The organism is Serratia sp. JSRIV002 (assembly GCF_019968725.1).
Taxonomy (GTDB): domain Bacteria; phylum Pseudomonadota; class Gammaproteobacteria; order Enterobacterales; family Enterobacteriaceae; genus Chania; species Chania fonticola_B.
Map to the genome: position 1 here is coordinate 4,528,328 of NZ_CP074143.1, position 22,915 is coordinate 4,551,242.

Consider the following 22,915-nt stretch of genomic DNA (forward strand, 5'->3'; position numbering starts at 1 on the left):
TATTTATTCATTCTCGGCGGTTAATGGCAATTCAATACGGAAGCAGACGTCGGCATCGGCGAGATCCACCAATGTCAATTCGCCACGCATACGGCGAATACAGTCCTGTGCAATGCTCAGCCCCAGTCCGCTTCCTTTAACGGCCCCTTTTCTCTGGTGACTCCCCTGGAAAAAAGGCTCAAAAATCATGGTTCGTTCCGCTTGCGGGATCGCGCTGCCGGTATTGGCAACGTCAATCTGTACCCGCTGGCCGACCTGGCGGCTGCGGATCCAAATGTTACCGGATTCCTTGCCGTAGTGCACCGCATTGGAGTAGAGATTATCCAGTACGCGCATTAATAGCGTAGGCTCTGCCCAGCAGATTTCCGCCTCAAGTTTGACTTCCGTACGGATCATCTTGGCACGTGCCGGCAAACTGTGGGCGGCGACCACCATATCCACCAGTTCTTCCAGCTCGACGTTTTCATGTTCCGACGGGCCATCTGCCAGTTTGCGGTTGTAATCCAGCAGTTGCTCAATCAGCAATTGCAGATGGCGGCTGCTCTGATCGAGGATCGCCACCACCTCTTTCTGATCGGAGGTGAGCGGGCCTGCCACACCATCGGCCAACAGCTCGGTGCCTTCACGCATGCTGGCCAGCGGTGTTTTCAGCTCATGGGAGATATGGCGCAGGAACTCATGGCGCTGCGATTCCAGCCAGGCCAGGCGCTCGCTCAACCAGACAATCCGCTGAGCCAAAGAACGCAGTTCTCGCGGGCCTTTAAAGGATGCCGTCATGCCGATGGGCCGCCCTTCCCCCAGGCGGTTAATCATACGCTCAACGGCCTTGACGGGCCCGATAATCATGCGGGTAAACAGCACCACCAACAGCACGCTGACCAGGAACAGCAACAGCGCTTGCCAACCAAAGTATTGGCCACGCTCGGCGATCGCCTGCTGCAGTTGCTGCCCACGGGAAAAGATTACGGTACGGGTGGCCTGGACCATTTCGGCGTTGGAATGTGAAAAAGACTCTAACAGTAGTGAAGCGTCCTTGTCCGGCCCGCTGCTCTGGCACTTGATAGTGGCTAGCTGAGTCAGTAGTTTACGAAGTGTCTGGTAGTAACGTTCGTCCGGCAGGATCGGGGCGTGGGCATCCAGCATTTGTGAATACTGTTTACGCTGGTTCTGGTACAGCCGCTCCAGGGTCGGATCGACCAGTACGCAATACTGACGATAGCTGCGCTCCATTTCCAGCGCCACGCTGGTCATTGCCTCACTGCGCCGGGCATCCACCAGCGTCGTACGGTTGATATCCGCCGCCTGCGCGCTGAGATGATCCAGGCTTTGGTAGGCCTGATAAGCCAATACCAGCAGCGGTAACAGCACCAGCAGGAACGCCATTACGACCAATTGGCGCAACGAGCGTGGAAATAGACGCCATCTTTTCAAAGAAATCATCTCATTATCTCTAGTCTGCCCAGATGCTAACCGACAATCCGGGGAGAGAAAAGCCCGGCAGCGGATTAATGGCGTTCAGATAAGCAAAAACGCGTTATCCCAAAAGAGGAAACTGATGTGGTTTGAGAACGTATCGAGGGAAATAACGGAGGCAATGCGGTTTGTATATTGACGCTGGGGCATGATGCCCCATCGCAAGGAATATGTGGATGCCCTTACTCCTCGTCCCCAGGTGATGTAGCACTAAGCTGGCATCTGATTGGGACGAATAGCATCCAAAAAGTATCCGGGATTGATGAACATATCATCACAGTTGGATACTAGGCGGTGCCTCACTCCACGTGTCGTCCGATGCTTGATAAAGTCGCTTGCGCGTCTGTTATCGGTTTGGTTGGACGATAGGCACCATTTCTTAGGCATCATTCGGATGGCTTATGAGGCGCTGTTCCGTGCTAGACGGGGCCAATCATAAAAAGTTGAATGAGCAACTGATAGTTATTATGCATCTTCCGTGCCAACTTTATGAAAATATTTATATTACATTGTTTATTAAGGATAATTTATTTTAATATCACTTCCGACGCTCTACTTGGGTAGTCGAGCTTGAGTATTAATCCGACATACCGTCGCCAAAACACGACAACTAAATCCAATCGATTTAACTCATATAAAAATCAATGAGTTAAATGTCTCTTTTTAGAGACAGGCAATATGGCCTTTGTCTCAAAAAACCGACATACGGGCTAACCGATTAAAAAATAAAGAAATAAAAAAGGCGCCAATGCGGCGCCTCAGTAAACTTCACGCAAACCTCAGGTTAAATTACCCCAGTTGCTTGCGAGCGTTGCGGAACATGCGCATCCAAGGGCTGTCTTCACCCCACTCCTCTGGATGCCAGGAGTTGCTGACGGTGCGGAACACGCGTTCTGGATGCGGCATCATTACGGTGGCGCGGCCATTGCTGCTAGTCACTGCGGTAATCCCATTCGGTGAGCCGTTCGGGTTGGCAGGGTAAGCTTCGGTCACTTGACCATGGTTGTCGACAAAGCGTAACGCAACCAGGCCGTGATGTTCCAACGCCGCCAGATGCGCCGCATCGCGCACTTCTACATGGCCTTCACCATGAGAGACGGCAATCGGCATGCGCGAACCTGTCATACCCTGCATAAACAGCGACGGGCTACTGGCCACTTCCACCAGGCTGAAGCGCGCTTCGAAACGATCCGACAGGTTGCGCACAAAGCGCGGCCAATGTTCAGCCCCCGGGATCAGTTCACGCAGGTTGGACATCATCTGGCAACCGTTACAAACGCCCAGCGCCAAGGTCTGCGGGCGATGGAAGAAATCGGCAAACTCATCGCGTACGCGCTCGTTGAACAGTATCGATTTCGCCCAGCCTTCACCAGCCCCCAACACGTCGCCATAAGAGAAGCCGCCACAGGCCACCAGCGTGTGGAACTCTTGCAAATCGCGGCGGCCTGCCAGCAGATCGCTCATGTGAACATCAACCGCATCGAAACCGGCACGGTGGAACGCTGCGGCCATCTCAACGTGGGAGTTAACCCCTTGCTCACGCAATACCGCAACTTTAGGGCGTGCGCCCTTGGCGATATAAGGTGCCGCGATGTCGTCGTCCGTAGCGAAAGTCAGCTTGACGTTCAGGCCCGGATCGCGCTCGTCCTGCTTGGCCTGGTGCTCCTGATCGGCACATTCCGGGTTATCACGCAGGCGCTGCATCTGCCAGGTGGTTTCAGCCCACCAGGTACGCAGAGTGCTGCGGCTTTCGCTGTACACCGGTTTGCCAGCGCTGGTGATAACGAAACGATCGCCACTCAGCGCCTGGCCAAGGTGATGCACGTTATCCGTCAGACCGTGTTGGGCAAAGACTTGCTGTACGGCTGCCAGTTGCGCAGCTGGCACCTGGATCACCGCACCCAGTTCCTCGTTGAACAAGGCAGCCAAGGCGTCGGAACCCAGCGCCTGAATATCGACTTCTACGCCGCAATGCCCGGCAAATGCCATCTCGGCCAAGGTGACCAACAGGCCGCCATCAGAACGGTCGTGATAGGCCAACAGCGCACGATCCGCCACCAGTTGCTGCATCGCGTTGAAGAAACCGGCCAATTGCTCCACGTTGCGAACATCGGCTGGCTTGTCGCCCAGTTGGCGATAAACCTGCGCCAACGCCGTTGCCCCCAGGGCATTGTGACCATTACCCAGGTCAATCAATAACAGTGCGCTATCACCCTTGTCGGTACGCAGTTGCGGCGTCACGGTGTGGCGCACATCTTCCACGCGAGCAAACGCGGTGATCACCAGCGACAATGGTGACGTCATTTCCCGCTGTTCATTGCCTTCCTGCCAGCGAGTTTTCATCGACATCGAGTCTTTGCCCACCGGAATGGTGATCCCCAGCGCAGGGCAAAGTTCTTCACCCACCGCCTTCACCGCTTCATACAGGCCGGCATCTTCGCCAGGGTGGCCTGCTGCGGCCATCCAGTTGGCAGAAAGTTTCACCCGCTTGAGCGAACCGATTTCCACCGCGGCCAGGTTGGTCAGCGCTTCCCCTACCGCCAGGCGGCCTGAGGCGGCAAAATCCAGCAATGCGACGGGAGCACGCTCACCGATCGACATCGCTTCCCCGTAATAGCTGTCCAGGCTGGCCGTGGTTACCGCACAGTCAGCTACCGGGATCTGCCACGGGCCAACCATCTGGTCGCGCGCAACCATGCCGGTGACGGTACGGTCGCCAATGGTGATCAGGAAGGTTTTCTCCGCCACGGCTGGCAAGTGCAGCACCCGCTTGACCGCATCGGCAATGGAGATATCAGCACGCTGCAACGCTTCGCCGCTCGCCTGCTGACGTTTCACGTCGCGGGTCATTTTTGGCGTTTTGCCCAGCAGCACATCCAACGGCATGTCGATCGGCTGATTGTCAAAGTGGCGATCGTTGAGCGTCAGATGGCGTTCTTCCGTCGCTTCACCAATCACCGCAAAAGGTGCGCGCTCACGGCGGCAGATTTCCTCAAAGGTCGCCATCTGCTCAGGCGCTACTGCCATCACATAACGCTCTTGAGATTCGTTACACCACACTTCCAGCGGGCTCATGCCCGGCTCGTCGTTGAGAATGTCACGCAGTTCGAAACGGCCCCCGCGGCCACCGTCGCTAACCAGTTCCGGCATCGCGTTCGACAGGCCACCGGCCCCCACATCGTGGATAAACAGGATCGGGTTGCTATCGCCCATCTGCCAGCAGCGATCGATCACCTCTTGGCAGCGGCGTTCCATTTCCGGGTTATCACGCTGTACGGAAGCAAAATCCAGATCGGCATCAGACTGACCAGAGGCCATCGAAGAAGCCGCCCCGCCGCCCAAACCGATGTTCATCGCCGGGCCACCCAGCACCACCAGTTTGGCACCCACGGTGATCTCACCTTTTTGCACATGATCGGCGCGGATGTTGCCCAGGCCGCCTGCCAGCATGATCGGTTTGTGGTAGCCACGCAGCTCAACGCCGTTGTGGCTATTGACACGCTCTTCATAAGTACGGAAGTAACCGACCAGCGCCGGGCGACCAAACTCGTTATTGAATGCCGCACCGCCCAATGGGCCTTCGGTCATGATATCCAGCGCGGTGACGATGCGATCCGGCTTGCCGAAATCCTGTTCCCAAGGCTGTTCGAAACCCGGAATACGCAGGTTGGAAACCGAGAACCCTACCAGGCCAGCTTTCGGCTTCGCGCCACGGCCGGTAGCGCCTTCGTCGCGGATCTCACCGCCAGAACCGGTCGCAGCTCCTGGCCAAGGCGAGATCGCCGTCGGGTGGTTATGGGTTTCCACCTTCATCAGGATGTGTGCTTCTTCCTGATGATAGTCATACAGGCCGCTTTGCGGCGCGGCAAAGAAGCGCCCTACCTGGGAACCTTCCATCACCGCTGCGTTGTCTTTATAGGCAGAAAGCACGTAGTCCGGCGTCTGCTCAAAGGTATTCTTGATCATTTTGAACAGCGACTTCGGTTGCTGTTCGCCGTCGATGACCCAGTCGGCGTTGAAAATCTTGTGGCGGCAATGTTCAGAGTTGGCCTGTGCAAACATGTACAGCTCAATATCCGTTGGGTTGCGCCCCAACTCGGTAAAGGCGGCCAGCAGGTAGTCGATCTCGTCCTGCGCCAGGGCCAGCCCCAGTTTGGTGTTGGCCTGTTCCAGCGCGCTGCGGCCCTGGGCCAGGATATCCACCGTCTGATACGGTGCGGGCTGATGATGAGAGAACAGTGTTTCCGCCTGTTGCAGCTCGCTGAATACCGTTTCCATCATGCGATCGTGCAGCAGGGAGGCAAGCTGTTGCCACTGGGCATCGGTCAAGGTTGGCGCTGTGACATAAAATGCCAGGCCGCGCTCAAGACGAACCACCTGCGTCAGGCCACAGTTATGGGCGATATCGGTGGCTTTGGAAGACCACGGCGAAATGGTGCCCGGGCGCGGCGTCACCAACAGCAGGCGGCCTTGCGGAGCATGTTCAGCGAGAGAAGGGCCGTACTTGAGCAACCGCTGCAGCTTGGCCTGCTCTTCGGCGCTTAGCGGTGCGCTGACATCGGCAAAGTGAACGTACTCGGCATAGATATCAACGATCGGCAGTTGAGCATCCTGGCAGCGGGACAGTAGTTTGGTAATACGAAAAGCCGACAAAGCGGGCGAACCACGCAGTATTTCCATAATCAAAGTTCTCTCGTCTTCGAAGCAACTGGGTTCAGCACTTCATTGGGCGCAACAGGGGGAAAACGCGCGCCATTATAGATAATCCGCGCCGCCGACGAAACCGTTTGCGTAGCTATTATTGATAAAAGCTATTCCCGCTGCCGAATTCTCATAACCTATCAATAAAGTTGCACGCTGGCGTAATGTTGCGCAAAATGCCCCGGCACTGGTGATTTAACCATGAAAAAATCCTGATTCCGGTCAATATAAAGCGTGCATCTATTTGAGATAACTATTTGAAACGCCTAAAAATAAATTACATTCTAATCGGTGTTGTGGCCCTGTTGCTGGCGCTAGCCCTGTGGCCCAATATCGCCTGGCGTGGTGGACAGGGAGGCCAACTCGAGGCGATCAAAGCGCGTGGGGAACTGCGCGTCAGCACGTTAAACTCACCGTTAACCTATTTCACTACCCCACAGGGGCCGAGTGGCCTTGACTATGAGCTGGCCAAAAGCTTTGCCAACTACCTGGGGGTCAAGCTGGTGGTGATCCCACACCAAAACATCAATGACCTGTTTGACGATCTCGATGACGACAATGCCGATATTCTCGCCGCCGGGCTAATCTACAACCGGGATCGCCTCAGCCGCGCCAGTACCGGCCCGGCGTACTATTCCGTTTCCCAGCAGTTGGTTTATCGGTTGGGTACCACGCGGCCAAAATCCTTTGCCGATATCAAAGGCAAGCTGGCGGTGGCCTCCGGTTCGGCACACGTCAGCACGCTAAAGCAGCTCAAACAAAGCAAATACCCCGATCTCAGTTGGGAAGCGTCGAGCGATATGACGTCAAAAGAGCTGCTGGAACAGGTGGCCGATGGCAAGCTGGATTACACCATCGGCGATTCCGTGACCATTGCCCTGCTGCAGCGTATCCATCCACAGCTGGCCGTCGCTTTTGACATTACCGATGAAGAGCCAGTGACCTGGTATCTGAAGCGCAGCAATGACGATAGCCTGTACGCCGCGCTGCTGGATTTTTATAGCCAAAGGGTAGAAGACGGCACGCTGGCACGGTTGGAGGAGAAGTATCTGGGACACGTGGGCAGTTTTGACTACGTTGATACTAAAACCTTCCTGTCGGCCATCGACTCGGTATTGCCCACTTTCCGCTCGCTGTTTGAAAAGTATGCCAGCGAAATTGACTGGAAGCTGCTGGCCGCCATCGCCTACCAGGAATCGCACTGGAATCCGCAGGCGACCTCCCCCACCGGTGTCCGTGGGCTGATGATGCTGACCAGAGCCACTGCCGACGGCCTGGGCGTCACCGACAGGCTCGATCCGGAGCAAAGTATTCAAGGCGGGGCGCTCTATCTGCAGCGTCTGATGGCGAAGGTGCCCGACACGGTGCCAGAAGATGAGCGGATCTGGTTCGCACTGGCCGCCTATAACATGGGCTGGGGCCATATGCTGGACGCACGTAAACTCACCAAAAGCCAGCAAGGCAACCCCGACAGTTGGGTCGACGTGAAACAGCGCCTGCCGATGCTTAGCCAGAAGCGCTACTATCCATCACTCACCTATGGCTATGCCCGTGGCCGCGAAGCCTATAACTACGTGGAAAACATCCGCCGTTATCAGGTCAGCCTGGTGGGCTATCTGTTGGAAAAAGAGAAGAAGGCGGTAGAAGCTATGAAACAGGCCGAACTGGCCAAAGGCTATCCTGCCGTGGAAGCCAAGTTGGCGCTCGCCCTGTAGTGATTCAATATGTAGTTATTGTGGGTCTTTTCCGGCCCGCTGCGCCAGCTTCAGCGCTTTTTTCTGCTCGCGACGCATGCGGAAAAAGTTGCTGAGGGTGGCGGCGCACTCTTCTGCCAGCACGCCCGAGACGATTTCTACCTGATGATTCATGCCCGGATGGCGCAGAATATCCACCAGCGAACCCACCGCTCCGGTTTTTTCATCGGCCGCGCCGTATACCAAACGACGGATGCGGCTGTGCACCATCGCCCCGGCGCACATCACGCAAGGCTCCAGCGTGACATACAGCGTGGCATTCAGCAGGCGATAATTCTGCAATACCGCTCCCCCCTGCCGCAGCGCCATGATCTCAGCATGAGCGGTGGGATCGTGGCGGCCGATCGGCCGGTTCCAACCTTCGCCAATCACCTGATTGTCCAGCACCAGCAGCGCCCCAACCGGCACCTCACCTTCTTCCTGCGCACGTTGAGCCAGGCTTAACGCCTGACGCATCCAATACTCATCACTATATTCATTCACCACATCAATCCTCGTGCGCATCGCGGCGGGCATTATACACACTAGTCCCTTTTGCCGCAGCCACTCGGCCTTGTTGATGCAAATAAGCTTGAACCGGCCACGTTTGTCGATCGCTCAAAACGCCACCAACAAATCAATAACATCATATTTAATGATGATTAAATTTTATTCATTTCTTAAAATTTCAGATAAACGTTATAAACTGGTGGAAAATCAAGCTGCAGAATTAAGCAAATTTTTTCTAACTAAATTGTGATAGATCATATTCTCTTAAGCATTAGCACGATAATGTTTACCTCACGCAAAAAGCCTTTATAAGGAGTAGTTTATGGCTGCCTCAACATTCTTTATCCCTTCCATCAACATGATTGGTTCCGGCTGTCTGGAAGACGCGGCAAAAACCATGAAAGAGCATGGTCTGCATAACGCACTGATCGTGACCGACAAGGTTTTGAACGGCATTGGCGTCGTCGCTCAGGTGCAAGCCCTGTTAGCGGCACAGAACATCGAAAGCTGCGTCTATGACGGCACCCATCCCAACCCGACCACGGAAAACGTAAAACAGGGCCTGGAACTGTTGCGCGCACATCACTGTGACTGTGTCGTTTCTCTGGGTGGCGGTTCGCCGCATGACTGTGCGAAAGGGATTGCCCTGGTCGCCGCTAACGGCGGGGAAATCAAAGACTATGAAGGGGTTGATCGCTCAGCTAAGCCGCAGTTGCCGGTCGTTGCGATCAACACCACTGCGGGTACCGCTTCGGAGATGACGCGTTTTTGTATCATCACCGACGAAGCGCGCCACATCAAAATGGCGATTGTCGACAAGCACGTGACTCCGATCCTGTCGGTCAACGATCCTCACCTGATGGCTGGCATGCCAAAAGGCCTGACCGCTGCCACCGGTATGGATGCTTTGACCCACGCTATCGAAGCCTACGTCTCCAGCGCCGCCAACCCAATCACCGATGCCTGCGCGCTAAAAGCCGCCACCATGATTGCAGAGTCTTTACGTGATGCAGTCAACGACGGGCAAAACATGCAGGCGCGCGAGAACATGGCCTATGCCCAGTTCCTGGCCGGTATGGCATTTAATAACGCCTCATTGGGTTATGTGCACGCTATGGCGCACCAGTTGGGTGGCTTCTACAACCTGCCACATGGCGTGTGTAACGCCGTGCTGTTGCCGCACGTGCAAGAGTTCAATACTCAGGTTGCCGCAGGGCGTCTGAAAGACATTGCCGCCGCTATGGGCGTAAATGTTGCAGGCCTTAGCGATGAGCAAGGGGCTGCCGCTTGTATCGCCGCCATTCGCCAACTGGCGAAAGACGTGGGAATTCCTGCTGGCTTACGCGATCTGCAGGTCAAAGAAGAAGACTTTGCTACGTTAGCCACTAACGCCCTGAACGATGCCTGCGGATTTACCAATCCAATCCAGGCAAGCCACGAACAGATTGTAGCCATCTTTAAAGCAGCCATGTAACCGCTGCCAGGCTCCCTCGTTTGACTGGGGGAGCCTTATTTAATCCAACTGCTGTAACTCGCCTTCTTTACCCACCCGCCAGCGGTGTTCGCAAAAATAGAGCAAAGGGTTATCCTGCTTGCTATCGCTGTAGCCACTGAACAGTTTCAATGGCGCTCCCAGGCGTTGCTCCAGTTGCACCACCTTTTGCACGCCCAGGCAGCGCATGGGCAACACCCAGCCCCCGTAGCGACGCACAATGCTGCTCCCCACCAGCCGTACCCGTGGCAGGAACGCAGAATCCCGATAAACCTGCTCCACCAGCCGTTCCGGCGAGCCGGTGATCAACCACACCTGAGCATCCTGGGCATCCAGGTACTGGCGCAAACGCATCTGCACGACCGGAAAGGCGGTGACCTTACGGCGAAAATAGTCGACGAATTTCGCCTCGAGCGCTTTCAGCCTGGCCTCTGAACGACCAAAGGTCATTGCCCACAATAGCAGGCTCATGGGCCAGCGTGTCGCCCGCCCACCGATCAACAAACCCAATCCGATAATGGGTAACAGCGGCACCACCAGCACCAGGTTCAACGGCAGATGCCGTAGCAAAAAGCGCAGGAAACTGCCAAACATGTCTTCCTGATGCAAAGTGCCATCCAGATCGAAAAATACCACGCGCTGGGCCTGTGCAACCGGTTTGTCAGTCAAACGTTACTCCTCAGGATCGTTGACCCCATTATGCAGGTGAAAATACAACCGGCTATTATCGTAATCACTAGACCGACCAGATACAACCGACATTGGTCAACGCCACAGGCGCGTTAACTCATCAAGTCATAGTGTTGCTGCAAGCGTTCTAGCGGCCTGCTCGCAAAAATGATTGCTGCCCGTTTTGCCACCGGCATGGCAGAATGCTGGCTGGCTCAAAGGAAAAAACCATGAGTACCCTTCTTCGCATTCGTCAGATTTACCCATCGCTGGCACAAAACGATCGCAAACTGGCGGACTTTCTGTTGGATAACGCCGAACAGGCCCGCCACCTCAGCTCACAAAAGCTGGCCCAGTTGGCCGGTGTCAGCCAATCGAGCGTGGTCAAGTTCGCCCAGAAACTGGGCTACAAGGGATTTCCAGCGCTGAAGCTGGCATTGGGTGAGGTGCTGGCTCAACCGCAGGTCGCACCGGTGGTGACGGTCCATAATCACATCCTCAGCAGCGATCCGCTCAAAACCGTCGGTGAGAAATTGCTACTGGAAAAGCAGGCCGCATTACGAGCTACCCTGGATATCAACAGTGAACAGCGGCTGCTTACCGCCCTGGAGATGCTGCGCGCGGCGCGGCGGGTGATCTTGGTCGGCATCGGGGCTTCCGGACTAGTGGCCAAAGACCTGTCGTTCAAGCTGCTAAAGATTGGCGTGATGGCGGTGGCAGAAGCGGATATGTACGTTCAACTGGCGACGATAAAGGCGCTGAGTAGGGAGGATCTGCTGCTGGCGATCTCGTTTAGCGGTGAACGGCGGGAGATCAACCTGGCTGCCGAAGAAGCGCGTGTTGCCGGAGCCAAGGTGTTGGCACTGACCAGCTTCTCACCTAATGGCCTACAGCAACGGGCCGATCACTGCCTTTATACCATTGCGCAAGAGCCCAATATCCGCAGCGCGGCAATATCTTCCAGCACCGCGCAGTTCGCCCTGACCGACCTGCTGTTTATGGCTCTGCTCCAGCACGAGCCGGTTGGACACGTGGTATGAACTAATCAAATCAACTTCTTTCGCTTTCTGAGTATAAATCGACCATTGGTCATGTTAAATTATATCCATATAGGTATAATTTGACGCATGGATAACGCGGATGAAGCCACTATATTGGGTTGGTAGCAGTAAGAAAGACCTCCAGTCATTACCCGAAGAGGTTCAGGATGTTTTCGGCTATGCTCTACACTTGGCGCAGGCAGGTGGTAAGCATTCCCAGACGAAACCCTTAAGAGGGTTTGGTGGGGCAGGAGTACTAAGACTTTCTTACTGATACTTATCGTGCAGTCTATACCGTTAAGTTTGGTGATGCCGTGTATGTTCTGCACGCATTCCAGAAAAAGTCTTCAGCCGGGATCGCCACACCGAAACCAGATATGGACAAAATCCGTGAACGACTGAAAGCCGCAGAAAATCATGCCAGAGGGACATAGTATGAGCCAAGATATCGAAGTCAGCAGCGGCAACGTTTATGCCGATATTGGCAGCGACGGCGCTGAAGAAATGCAGGTTAAAGCCCAACTTGCCAGCACAATTGGCGACATCATCAAAAGTCGCCGTCTGACACAAGAGCAGGCAGCAAAGCTCCTGGGGATGACACAGCCCAAGCTGTCTAATCTGTTGCGCGGCCAGTTCCGGGGCATCAGCGAAGCCAAAATGCTAGAATGCCTGACCCGCTTAGGGCGTGATGTACAAATTGTGGTAGGCAAGCCACGCCGGACACCCGGCAGTCTTAAAGTGGTGTTTGCCTGACAGTAATAAGCACCCCCGTTAAACCGGCTGACCGAACCAGTGCTTATTTTAAAAGATTAAATGAGTAACTTATTGATATGGCTTTATTGATTACCAAAAAATGTATCAACTGCGATATGTGCGAGCCGGAATGCCCGAACCAGGCGATTTCGATGGGGGATGAGATTTATCAGATCGATGCCAACCGCTGCACCGAATGTGTGGGGCATTACGAGACCCCAACCTGCCAGCAGGTGTGCCCGATCGATAACACCATCATTACCGATCCGCAGCACGTAGAGAACCAGGAACAGCTGTGGGACAAGTTTGTCGTGCTGCACCATGCCGATAGTCTGTGAGTTCAATGCCCTCTCCCAAAGGGGGCCGATCGAGCTATTTATCGTTATTGAGCTCACCTTTGCTCTTCCAACGAATGTGCCACAGACTGACTTCTGTAACAGACGGCAACGCCTAACTAGCTCCTTCTCCCTGTGGGAGAAGGTTGGGATGAGGGGAGTAGATTGTCTCCGGCACCTGGCAACCACTCTGGGCAATTACCCCTCGATGATCACCGTAGCACAGGCATAGCGGCGTTCATCCGCCAAAGAAACGTGGATCGACTTGACCCCCATCTCCTGCGCCAGCTCGGCTGCACGTTCATGCAGCCGGATATTGGGTTTACCCAGGGCATCATTGAACACTTCGAACTGATTGAACGCCAGGCCGTTGCGGATGCCGGTGCCGAACGCCTTGGCGGCGGCCTCTTTGACCGCAAAACGTTTCGCCAGGAAGCGTACCGGCTGCTGATGTTGTTGATACACCTCCCATTCGGCCGGGCTTAACACCCGGCGAGCCAGGCGATCGCCGCTGCGTTCCACCACCGCTTCGATACGCGCCATCTCCACGATGTCGGTTCCCAAGCCCAGTACCGCCATTAGCGACGCGCTTCCCGCATCAGCAGCTTCATGTCAGCCACCGCCGCCGGTAAACCGCTCATCACCGCCTGGCCAATAATGGCATGGCCGATATTCAGCTCATGCATCTCTGGCAGCGCGGCGATCGGCTGCACGTTATGATAGGTCAAACCGTGTCCCGCATTCACCTTCAGGCCTTTGCTGGCCGCGTAGGTAGCCGCTTTGGCAATACGCTTGAGCTCGGCTTGCACGGCCAGATCGCCCTGCGCTTCGGCATAGGCACCGGTATGGATCTCGATATAAGGTGCACCTACGGCTACCGCCGCGTCGATCTGACGGTGATCGGCATCGATAAACAACGAAACCAAAATGCCAGCCTGCGCCAGGCGTTCAACCGCCACGGCCATTTTGTCCTGCTGCCCGGCCACGTCCAGCCCGCCTTCGGTGGTCACTTCCTGACGCTTTTCCGGCACCAGACAACAAAATTGAGGTTTCAGCTCAATGGCGATATCCAGCATTTCATCGGTGACGGCCATTTCCAGGTTCATACGGGTCTGGATGGTTTGGCGCAGGATACGCACGTCGCGGTCGGTGATATGACGGCGATCTTCACGCAGGTGAACGGTGATGCCATCGGCCCCCGCCTGCTCGGCAATAAATGCCGCCTGCACCGGATCCGGGTAATTGGTGCCACGCGCGTTACGTAACGTGGCAATATGATCGATATTGACGCCCAGCAGTAAATCAGCCATGACAACCCTCTACTAAGTCATTTTCAGTAGCAGCAGTTTACACGGGTGGGCAAAACGGCAAAAGCAGAAACCGCTTAGGCTTCGTCGACGGGGGTATCGGGTTGTTTGCGCACGAACTGGCGAAACAGTTCACGGCTCTTGAGCGGCTTACCGCCGAGATAGGGTTTTAGCGCCATGCGGGTAAAGCGCTTGGCTGCACGCAGGGTTTCTGCATCGGGGAATTGGCGTTCATCCAGGGCGCGGAGTTCACGGCCGGTAAAGCTGTAATGATCCACCACCAGGCTGGCGATAAAGCCTTTTTCTTCCCGATAGCGATAGGTCATGCCATCATCCACCGGCTCACCGCTGCCAGCACAATGGAGGAAATCCAGCCCGTAACCCAAGTGCCCTAACAGCGCCAATTCGAACTGCCGCAGGGCATGCTCAGGGGAGCTGTCTTCCGCTGCCAGGGCCTGTAAGCATTGCAGATAATCGAAGAACAACACCGAATAGTTGCCTTCCTGCTCCAGCACCCGTGACAACAGTTCATTCACGTAAAGACCGCTGTAAAGCATCATGCCGCTGAGGGGTAAACCGAGGGAGACCGCTTCGGCACCGCGCAGCGTTTTAACTTCGCCACGACCGCCCCAGCGTACTAACAGAGGAGTAAAGGGTTGCAAGCAACCCTTCAGATTGGAACGGCGACTGCGTGCGCCTTTCGCCAGCAAGCGCACCCGCCCATGACCTTCCGTGAACAGGTCCAGCATCAGGCTGGTTTCACTAAAGGGCCGCCCATGCAGGACGAAAGCGCGCTCCCAGCCATCCATAGGCGGTATTACTTCAGGTCGTCGGTATAGCCCAGGCTACGCAGCGCACGTTCGTCGTCCGCCCAGCCCGATTTCACTTTCACCCACAGCTCCAGATGCACTTTGGCTTCAAACATCTGTTCCATGTCCTGACGGGCTTCAATACCGATGGTCTTGATCTTCGAACCTTTGTTGCCGATCACCATCTTCTTCTGGCCTTCACGCTCAACCAGGATCAGACCGTGCACGTCGTAACCACCGCGCTCATTCGGTACAAACTGTTCGATCTCGACCGTCACCGAGTAAGGCAGTTCCTCACCCAGGAAACGCATCAGCTTTTCACGGATGATTTCCGACGCCATAAAGCGCTGGGAACGGTCAGTGATGTAATCGTCCGGGAAGTGGTGTTCCGCTTCCGGCAACACTTTGCGTGCGATAGCCGCGATAGTGTCCACGTTCATGCCTTTTTCGGCAGAGATCGGTACCACATCCAGGAAGTTCATCTGCTGGCTGAGGAACGCAATGTGCGGCAACAGCTTGGATTTGTCGGTAACGTTGTCGACCTTGTTGATCGCCAGCAGAACCGGGCTTTTCAGGCCGCGCAGTTTGTTGACCACCATTTCATCATCGGCAGTCCAGTTGGTGCCTTCCACGACGAAGATCACCAGCTCGACGTCGCCGATTGAGCTGCTGGCCGCGCGGTTCATCAAACGGTTGATGGCACGCTTTTCTTCGATATGCAGACCCGGGGTGTCGACGTAAATGGCCTGATAAGCGCCATCGGTATCGATACCCATAATGCGGTGACGGGTCGTCTGTGGTTTACGCGAGGTGATGGAGACTTTTTGCCCCAGCAGTTGGTTCAGCAACGTGGATTTGCCCACGTTGGGACGACCTACGATCGCAATAAAACCGCAGTATTGTTTTTCTTCGCTCATTCAAGCTCCAGCTTTTTCAGCGCTTGTTCCGCTGCCGCCTGCTCGGCTTTACGGCGGCTTGAACCGGTACCCACGACGGGCTCGCTCAAACCACTCACCTGACAGTGGATAGTAAACTCCTGATCGTGCGCCTCACCGCGAACCTGCACCACCAGATATGTTGGCAATGGCAGATGACGACCTTGTAAAAACTCCTGCAAACGAGTTTTCGGGTCTTTCTGCTTATCACCGGGGCTGATTTCGTCCAACCGGCTACGATACCAGTCCAAAATCAGGCGCTCGACGTTTTGAATATCGCTATCCAGGAACACACCGCCAATCAGTGCCTCCACCGTATCCGCCAGGATCGACTCGCGGCGGAATCCACCACTTTTCAGCTCGCCCGGCCCAAGACGCAAACATTCGCCCAGGTCGAATTCGCGCGCCATCTCCGCCAACGTATTGCCCCGCACCAGCGTGGCACGCATGCGGCTCATGTCTCCTTCGTCTACGCGAGGAAAACGCTGGTAGAGCGCATTGGCGATGACAAAACTAAGGATCGAATCACCCAGAAACTCGAGACGTTCATTGTGTTTACTGCTGGCGCTACGGTGAGTTAACGCTTGCAGTAAGAGCTCCTGCTGTTGAAAAGTGTAGCCCAGCTTCCGCTGCAGCCTGTTTATTACGATGGGGTTCATGAGTTACCAATAGATCAAGAATGCGTCAAAAACTTGCAGCATACGGAACAGGCCTGCTTTGCCAAAAGCCAATCCAAAGCTGTTTCGTTTGCAGTGGCGCCCAAAAGGGGCCAACTTTTATCGCTCGAGGGGCTATTCTACAACGAGTGGAAATATATTGCTGCGTTTATATAGACCCATTGCCTGTCAAACTGCAGCCTAATTGGCTGCAGTTTGTAAAACGCTATTAGTGAATACCACCGATACGGCTCAATCTGACGCCCGTTGGCCATTCACCTTCCTGCTTTTCAAAACTCATCCAGATCGCCGTGGCTTTACCTACCAGATTCTTCTCAGGCACGAATCCCCAATAACGGCTGTCTGCACTATTATCGCGGTTATCGCCCATCATGAAGTAATGGCCGGCCGGTACTACCCACTCGCCCAACTGTTGGCCTGGCTGCTGATAGTAAGCGCCGACCTGATCTTGTGCGCCGGGCACAGTCAGAATACGGTGAGTTACGTTGCCCAGAGTTTCCTTGCGCTCACCAAGGCGAATACCGCCCTGTGGCACATTATCCGTCAGAGGGATCTGGAAGAAACCGTTGCTGGTTTCGCCCATGCCGCTGCGGGTAAACATCTGCACAAAATCGCTCGGTTGCATATCGCTGTAGGTGACCGCCAATGCGGTATCACACGCCTGGCCACTATTACAGGACTCTTGCACCGTCACGCGCTTATTCACCGGATCATAGGTCACGCGATCGCCAGGTACGCCAATCACGCGCTTGATATAATCCAGTTTGGTGTCGCGTGGATATTTAAATACCGCAATATCACCGCGCTTGGGATGACCGGTTTCAATTAGCGTAGTCTGGGTGATCGGATCCTTTACGCCGTAGGCAAATTTTTCCACCAGAATGAAATCACCAATCAACAGCGTCGGCATCATTGAGCCTGAAGGGATCTGGAACGGTTCGTAAATAAACGAACGCACCACAAACACCAACAGCAATACCGGGAACACCGAAGCCCCGGTTTCAACCCAGCCCGGCTGCCTTGCCACTTTCGCCAAGGCCGCTTCGTCGACCGTACCGGCCGCCTGTGCATTGACCGCCGCGATTTTCGCCCGGCGTGCCGGCGCCCATTTAAAGCGCTCAAAGCACCAGATGATCCCGGTCACCAAAGTGGCAATCGCCAGGATCAAGGCAAACATATTCGCCATGCAAACTCCCTAGTTACGCGAGCTTTCGCTCTTACTTACTGTCTTTACCCACGTGCAGAATGGCCAGGAACGCTTCCTGCGGCAACTCAACGTTACCCACCTGCTTCATGCGTTTTTTACCGTCTTTCTGCTTCTGCAGCAGCTTCTTCTTACGGCTGACGTCGCCGCCGTAGCACTTGGCCAACACGTTTTTACGCAGCTGTTTCACCGTAGAACGAGCGATGATATGCGTGCCGATCGCCGCCTGGATAGCAATATCAAATTGCTGGCGTGGGATCAGCTCTTTCATTTTCTCGACCAGTTCACGGCCACGATACTGTGCGTTATCACGGTGAGTGATCAGCGCCAGCGCATCTACGCGTTCGTTGTTGATCAACACGTCAACGCGCACCATGTCCGAGGCCTGGAAACGTTTGAAGTTATAGTCCAGCGAGGCGTAACCGCGCGAGGTAGATTTCAAACGGTCAAAGAAGTCTAGCACCACTTCGGCCATTGGAATTTCGTAGGTCAGCGCCACCTGGTTACCGTGGTAAACCATGTTGGTCTGTACGCCACGCTTCTCGATACACAGCGTGATCACGTTGCCCAGATATTCCTGCGGCATCAGCATGTGACACTCTGCAATCGGCTCACGCAGTTCAGCGATGTTATTCAACGGCGGCAGCTTGGAAGGGCTGTCGACGTAGATGGTTTCATTGCCGGTGGTTTCGACTTCATACACTACCGTAGGTGCCGTAGTGATCAGCTCCAGATCGTATTCACGCTCCAGACGCTCCTGAATGATCTCCATGTGCAGCAGACCCAGGAAGCCACAGCGGAAACCAAAGCCCAACGCGGTAGAGCTTTCTGGTTCATAGAACAGGGAGGCATCGTTCAGGCTCAGCTTGCCCAGCGCATCGCGGAAGGCTTCATAATCGTCGGAACTGATCGGGAACAGGCCGGCATACACCTGTGGCTTCACTTTTTTGAAGCCTGGCAGCATTTTATCTGCCGGCTGGCGAGCCAGCGTCAAGGTATCGCCCACTGGCGCGCCGAGGATATCTTTAATGGCGCAGACCAACCAGCCCACTTCGCCACAGTTCAGCACGTCGCGATCGACACGTTTCGGGGTGAAGATCCCCAGGCGGTCGGCGTTATAAGTTTGGCCGGTGCTCATGACCTTAACTTTATCGCCCTTGCGCAGGGTGCCGTTTTTCACGCGGATCAGGGAGACAACGCCAAGGTAGTTATCAAACCAGGAATCGATGATCAGCGCCTGCAGCGGAGCATCCGCATCACCTTCTGGTGGCGGGATATCACGCACCAGACGCTCCAGCACTTCAGGCACGCCAACGCCGGTTTTTGCCGAGCAGCGCACCGCGTCAGTCGCATCAATGCCCACGATATCTTCGATTTCCTGTGCGGCGCGATCCGGATCGGCGGCAGGCAGGTCGATCTTGTTCAACACCGGCACCACTTCAAGATCCATGTCCAGTGCGGTATAGCAGTTGGCCAAGGTCTGGGCTTCTACGCCCTGCCCGGCATCCACCACCAGCAATGCGCCTTCACAGGCGGCCAGTGAGCGGGAAACCTCATAGGAGAAGTCAACGTGCCCAGGGGTGTCGATAAAGTTGAGGTGGTAAACCTGCCCATCATTGGCTTTATAGTCGAGCGTTACGCTCTGCGCTTTGATGGTAATACCACGCTCACGTTCCAGATCCATAGAATCCAGTACCTGTGCGGCCATTTCACGTTCGGTCAGGCCGCCGCAGATTTGGATAATACGGTCAGACAGCGTCGACTTACCGTGGTCAATATGGGCAATGATAGAAAAATTTCTTATGTGTTTCATTTAATTAGTTTTTCTGCCTTGGTATTTCTGAATTACTCGCCTATGGAACCCGCATGGACATAAAGCGACGGTGAATGGGTCGGCTATTTTTCGCCTGAATCGCAGCATTCTACATGCCACAACACTGAAAACCTAGCAATCGGTGTCGGGAAGCTATTCGATTATACGTAGTTTAGTGTTACAACGCGCCGCAGTTGATGAAAGCAGATATTAACGCGGCGAAGGCCTGATAAAAATTGTGGGTTAATTGCGCCAATCCTCTTGGCCAGACACTATTTACCCGGTGGTAATACATATTACGCGATTACGCAATAAACCCAATCTTAATTTTTTAATAAATAATATTTTTATCAATAACTTACAGTTAAATCACAACGCAACCGCTTTAGGATAAACCTGATATACGCTCCTTTGCCCCTCGGTTACAAGTGGCAAGAACTTTGGATAAAAACAGACTTCAGGGCACTACGACATCGGCAAGCCCACCAGAGTTCACCAGCATCTCCTCTGAACATTGATTGGAAGGTTTATCATGATCGATAAAGGGCAAATGCTGAGCCGGCACGATTTTTCCAAGGTCAACTGGGGCATTTTGGCAGCGGTAACTCTGCTGTTCACACTCGGTGCGGCGCTGTTATTAATGCCGTTATTGAGCAACATGGAAGATCCTCACGTTCTGGCCTTACTGCAAGCCGGCGCGGCAACCATTCTGTTAGGCACGACTTTGTTGGCATTGCGCCATTATCTGCGGCCAATGCTTACCTATCGTCTGTATGAGCACGGCGTGCGCGTGCTGGATCACCACAGTCATAAAGAACGGTTTATTGCGTTTGAAAAGATTGCCGATATCTACCATTCTCGCGGTAGCAGGCTGCTTGGCGGGCTGAACGACAATATGGCGTTTCGCACCTCGGAGGCGGGGTTCTGGTACAGCATCAAGAGCAATATCTCTCACTCCCGGCAGCTGATTGAAACCCTGATCCAGCAACAGATCCAGCAACGCGGCCCGCTGGCATTAAATTCGCTTTATCAGGGGGAAATATTGACCTTCGGCTATCTCATTAGCGGTAGGGGCTGGCTTGGTTCGTGGCAAGAGAAGCCGACTCAAACATTACGGCTTAGCGCTACGACGCTGAGTATCGCCCAGGCGCAGGTTCAGATCGAAAAGATCCACCGGCTGGAAAGCAATCTGCAGCGAGGCACCCTTCGTTTGCTGGATCTACAAGGTAATGAGCTGTTTTCGCTGGGTTATGACTCGCTGTTCAGCGCCGATCTGTTTATTGCGCTGATGGAGCATATGATCAACAACCGCATCCCCGCCTATAACAACCCGGCGATGACGCGGCCGCCGTATTAAATCGGGGATTCGGTTTCAGTATTCAACCGCAAGGCACCGGGCGGCAAACCGATTTGTAGCACCACGGGTTGATAATTGGCCTGTTCGCCGAGGCGTTTTGCCAATGCGCGTGCGATCAGGAAAGCGAGGCCGCCCCCTAAAATCCCACCGAGTGCCGCCGCAGCGTCACTGCCCAACCACCATTGCAGCAGGCCACCGCCTAGCATCATGCCTAATAACGGGGTCAGATAGACCAGCATCGCCGAGCGCAACAGGCTGCCTTCGGCGATACCGACTTCGACGCGCTGGCCGGGTTCCAGAGGCTGGGCGATTGCCACCTGCAGGTGATGTTCACTTTCAGGCACCAGTTCGTCGAACGCGCGAGCACCGCAGCCAGAACGTGCGGTACAGCTGCCACAGCCGGCTTTAGGCTCACAACGCAGCTGTGCCACACCCTGTTGCCACGAGATCACCGTGGCCCACTCTTTCATCATTGCGGCGCTACCTTGAAAGTAATGCTGTCGGCAATGCGTTTCGCCGTTGAAGGAGGTAATTCCCCAACCACGGTAATTTCATTGCCATTACGAATTTCGGTTTGGATGGTGCGGCGGCCCTGACGATAAAACTGTTGGCTGGTATTGCTGCCCGAAGGGCTGACGTTAACCGAGAAGCTGAACAAGCCATCGCTATAAAGCCGCGATTCAACCGGCACCGCCACATTCGGTAACTTGCGGCGATTACGCGCCACCTCGTTAACGCCCGCGGGCAACCAACCGGCATTCCAGGCCAGCTTAACGTCTTCAGCCGCAGGTAAGGTCAACAGCGGTGGCAGATTGGCCTTGAGCAAAGGTTGCATGACGTTTTTCACCTGATCGCCCACCACGACCGAGATGACCCGATACTGTTCCAGCGTTTCGCCATCACGATCGAGTAAATCGACCCGTAGCGGCAGCTTGGTCTCCATATCCATCCAGACCACATAGCTGTAACGGGAGCCGTCACGAGCCACGACGCGGTAAACGTCACAAGGCCGGTCGGAAATGCGGGTACGGCCAACGGAGATGAAGTCGTAGTATTTCGCCAGATAGTCAAAATCGGCAAACACGATGGCGGGCAAGGCGTCGACGATGTGATCGCCAGACAGCGTGAACGGTTCCAGACCAGGCTCAAAATAGCTGATCCCACCGCCACGTTGCAGCACTTCCCGACGAGGGCCGTCCATATGCAGCAACTGCCCAAGGGGCTGCTTATCGATCACCGCATGGCGATAGCGTAGCGACTCTATCCCCTGCTTGCTGATGCTGATATAGGCGAGTTCATAGTTGAGTGAACGGCTGGCACTGCTCATTTGTTGCAATAACGCCCCGGACGCAGGTTCCTGCGCCGAGGCGATATTTGAATTGAGCAGGCTGCCCGTTAAAAGACAAACGGAGAACCAGATTTGCTTCATTACTGCTGTTGCATTCCTAAAGACTGAGTTCCAGGAACCTGAACGGCGGCCTGCTGTGGCCTGCTTTGTTCAAGTTGCAGCTGATCGGAGTGCAAACGGCGTTGCAGCTCATAATCCTGCAGCATGGCATTGATACGCTTACGCTGTTCCTGCACCTGCTGCTGTTGACCGCTGCCGGTTGAGAAACTGTCTGCCGGGACGCCCAGGCTGACCGGGGAAGCTTGCCCCATGATTGGCAACGTATTGAACGCTGGTGCTTCAGCCGCGCCTGATTGGGCCGTTGGCTGATTGTACTGTTGCACACCCACGATCACTGCCAGAGAAACACAAGCGGCGACGCCGACTTGAGTGAGCTGACTAGCCCAAGGACGAACCTTGTGCCAGAACGGCAGTTTACCCCAGGTGTGAGGTTGCGGTTGAGATTCGGGAATTGCCGAAGGAACCAGACGAGCGGGCTCTTTTTCCAATGCGGCAGCAACACGGTCTGCGATATCGAAATGCATGACTTGCCCGATATCACCCCGTAACGTGTCACGGATTAGGTGATAGCTCTGCCAGCTTTGTTGAAGCGCCCGATCTTTACTCAATGAACTCAGCAGCTCATTGTCGAGCATTTCACCATCCATCAGAGCGGAAAGCTTTTCTTTCTGCATGCCTAAGTACCCTTCCAGTGTCCGC

At 54.8% G+C, this 22,915-nt stretch carries 20 protein-coding genes and 1 pseudogene; 7 read left to right on the top strand and 14 right to left on the bottom strand.

Going from position 1 to position 22,915, the window contains the following annotated elements; translation table 11 throughout:
• Positions 1 to 3: 3 nt before the first annotated feature.
• Positions 4 to 1,440, bottom strand: a complete 1,437-nt coding sequence (locus KGP26_RS21295) for a HAMP domain-containing sensor histidine kinase (RefSeq protein WP_037376562.1) — start codon at positions 1,438 to 1,440, stop codon at positions 4 to 6.
• Between the two features lie 822 nt (positions 1,441 to 2,262).
• Positions 2,263 to 6,156, bottom strand: coding sequence for a phosphoribosylformylglycinamidine synthase (gene purL / locus KGP26_RS21300; protein WP_196482530.1), 3,894 nt, complete (start codon positions 6,154 to 6,156; stop codon positions 2,263 to 2,265).
• 275 nt (positions 6,157 to 6,431) lie between these two features.
• On the opposite strand from purL, the gene mltF reads away from it, so the two are divergent.
• The gene (mltF, locus tag KGP26_RS21305; RefSeq protein WP_209529340.1) at positions 6,432 to 7,889 is read left to right on the top strand and encodes a membrane-bound lytic murein transglycosylase MltF; all 1,458 of its coding nucleotides are present in this window, start codon (positions 6,432 to 6,434) and stop codon (positions 7,887 to 7,889) included.
• Between the two features lie 15 nt (positions 7,890 to 7,904).
• On the opposite strand, the gene tadA is transcribed toward mltF, so the two are convergent.
• Positions 7,905 to 8,411 carry a tRNA adenosine(34) deaminase TadA gene (gene tadA / locus KGP26_RS21310; RefSeq protein WP_024484269.1) on the bottom strand — a complete coding sequence of 169 codons (507 nt, stop codon included), beginning with the start codon at positions 8,409 to 8,411 and terminating at the stop codon, positions 7,905 to 7,907.
• A 328-nt stretch (positions 8,412 to 8,739) separates the two neighbouring features.
• On the opposite strand from tadA, the gene yiaY reads away from it, so the two are divergent.
• Positions 8,740 to 9,891, top strand: coding sequence for an L-threonine dehydrogenase (gene yiaY, locus KGP26_RS21315; RefSeq protein ID WP_059201549.1), 1,152 nt, complete (start codon positions 8,740 to 8,742; stop codon positions 9,889 to 9,891).
• 39 nt (positions 9,892 to 9,930) lie between these two features.
• Here yiaY and yfhb read toward each other — a convergent pair whose 3' ends face one another.
• A complete protein-coding gene (gene yfhb, locus KGP26_RS21320; protein ID WP_021178894.1) occupies positions 9,931 to 10,578 on the bottom strand; it encodes a phosphatidylglycerophosphatase C in 648 nt (215 codons plus the stop codon).
• 230 nt (positions 10,579 to 10,808) lie between these two features.
• On the opposite strand from yfhb, the gene KGP26_RS21325 reads away from it, so the two are divergent.
• From KGP26_RS21325 to KGP26_RS21340, 4 genes and pseudogenes are all read left to right on the top strand, one after another.
• Entirely contained in the window at positions 10,809 to 11,618 is an 810-nt protein-coding gene (locus tag KGP26_RS21325) for a MurR/RpiR family transcriptional regulator (protein WP_094982605.1), read from the top strand.
• A 100-nt stretch (positions 11,619 to 11,718) separates the two neighbouring features.
• Positions 11,719 to 12,052 (top strand): annotated as a pseudogene (locus KGP26_RS21330) (type II toxin-antitoxin system RelE/ParE family toxin).
• 1 nt (position 12,053) lies between these two features.
• Positions 12,054 to 12,371: a helix-turn-helix domain-containing protein gene (locus KGP26_RS21335; protein ID WP_024484273.1), complete on the top strand. Its 318-nt coding sequence runs from the start codon at positions 12,054 to 12,056 to the stop codon at positions 12,369 to 12,371.
• 77 nt (positions 12,372 to 12,448) lie between these two features.
• The gene (locus KGP26_RS21340) at positions 12,449 to 12,709 is read left to right on the top strand and encodes a YfhL family 4Fe-4S dicluster ferredoxin (protein ID WP_071683942.1); all 261 of its coding nucleotides are present in this window, start codon (positions 12,449 to 12,451) and stop codon (positions 12,707 to 12,709) included.
• Positions 12,710 to 12,904: 195 nt separating this feature from the next.
• Here the strand turns inward: KGP26_RS21340 and acpS are convergent, their stop codons facing one another.
• The 7 genes from acpS to lepA all read right to left on the bottom strand — a co-directional run bounded on the left by acpS (position 12,905) and on the right by lepA (position 19,451).
• Positions 12,905 to 13,285: a holo-ACP synthase gene (acpS, locus tag KGP26_RS21345; RefSeq protein ID WP_059201551.1), complete on the bottom strand. Its 381-nt coding sequence runs from the start codon at positions 13,283 to 13,285 to the stop codon at positions 12,905 to 12,907.
• Positions 13,285 to 14,016, bottom strand: coding sequence for a pyridoxine 5'-phosphate synthase (pdxJ, locus tag KGP26_RS21350; RefSeq protein WP_071683945.1), 732 nt, complete (start codon positions 14,014 to 14,016; stop codon positions 13,285 to 13,287). The genes acpS and pdxJ overlap by 1 nt, the downstream gene beginning before the upstream one ends.
• Positions 14,017 to 14,090: 74 nt before the next feature.
• The gene (recO, locus tag KGP26_RS21355) at positions 14,091 to 14,822 is read right to left on the bottom strand and encodes a DNA repair protein RecO (protein WP_021178899.1); all 732 of its coding nucleotides are present in this window, start codon (positions 14,820 to 14,822) and stop codon (positions 14,091 to 14,093) included.
• Positions 14,823 to 14,830: 8 nt separating this feature from the next.
• Positions 14,831 to 15,739 (bottom strand): GTPase Era, encoded by a 909-nt coding sequence (era, locus tag KGP26_RS21360; protein WP_094982606.1) that lies wholly within the window; start codon positions 15,737 to 15,739, stop codon positions 14,831 to 14,833.
• The gene (gene rnc, locus KGP26_RS21365) at positions 15,736 to 16,416 is read right to left on the bottom strand and encodes a ribonuclease III (protein WP_021178901.1); all 681 of its coding nucleotides are present in this window, start codon (positions 16,414 to 16,416) and stop codon (positions 15,736 to 15,738) included. Before rnc ends, era begins: the two co-directional genes overlap by 4 nt.
• Before the next feature lie 226 nt (positions 16,417 to 16,642).
• The gene (gene lepB / locus KGP26_RS21370) at positions 16,643 to 17,620 is read right to left on the bottom strand and encodes a signal peptidase I (protein WP_021807687.1); all 978 of its coding nucleotides are present in this window, start codon (positions 17,618 to 17,620) and stop codon (positions 16,643 to 16,645) included.
• A 31-nt stretch (positions 17,621 to 17,651) separates the two neighbouring features.
• Positions 17,652 to 19,451 (bottom strand): translation elongation factor 4, encoded by a 1,800-nt coding sequence (gene lepA, locus KGP26_RS21375; RefSeq protein WP_094982607.1) that lies wholly within the window; start codon positions 19,449 to 19,451, stop codon positions 17,652 to 17,654.
• 532 nt (positions 19,452 to 19,983) lie between these two features.
• Here lepA and KGP26_RS21380 point away from each other — a divergent pair.
• Positions 19,984 to 20,808 carry a hypothetical protein gene (locus KGP26_RS21380; protein WP_166733181.1) on the top strand — a complete coding sequence of 275 codons (825 nt, stop codon included), beginning with the start codon at positions 19,984 to 19,986 and terminating at the stop codon, positions 20,806 to 20,808.
• Here the strand turns inward: KGP26_RS21380 and rseC are convergent.
• The 3 genes from rseC to rseA are packed head-to-tail and all read right to left on the bottom strand — an operon-like array spanning position 20,805 to position 22,890.
• A complete protein-coding gene (gene rseC, locus KGP26_RS21385) occupies positions 20,805 to 21,281 on the bottom strand; it encodes a SoxR-reducing system protein RseC (protein ID WP_021807684.1) in 477 nt (158 codons plus the stop codon). The two genes, KGP26_RS21380 and rseC, sit on opposite strands and share 4 nt — an antisense overlap.
• Positions 21,278 to 22,237 (bottom strand): sigma-E factor regulatory protein RseB, encoded by a 960-nt coding sequence (rseB, locus tag KGP26_RS21390; protein WP_071683948.1) that lies wholly within the window; start codon positions 22,235 to 22,237, stop codon positions 21,278 to 21,280. Before rseB ends, rseC begins: the two co-directional genes overlap by 4 nt.
• Positions 22,237 to 22,890, bottom strand: a complete 654-nt coding sequence (rseA, locus tag KGP26_RS21395; RefSeq protein ID WP_065686636.1) for an anti-sigma-E factor RseA — start codon at positions 22,888 to 22,890, stop codon at positions 22,237 to 22,239. The genes rseB and rseA overlap by 1 nt, the downstream gene beginning before the upstream one ends.
• Between the last annotated feature and the right edge of the window lie 25 nt (positions 22,891 to 22,915).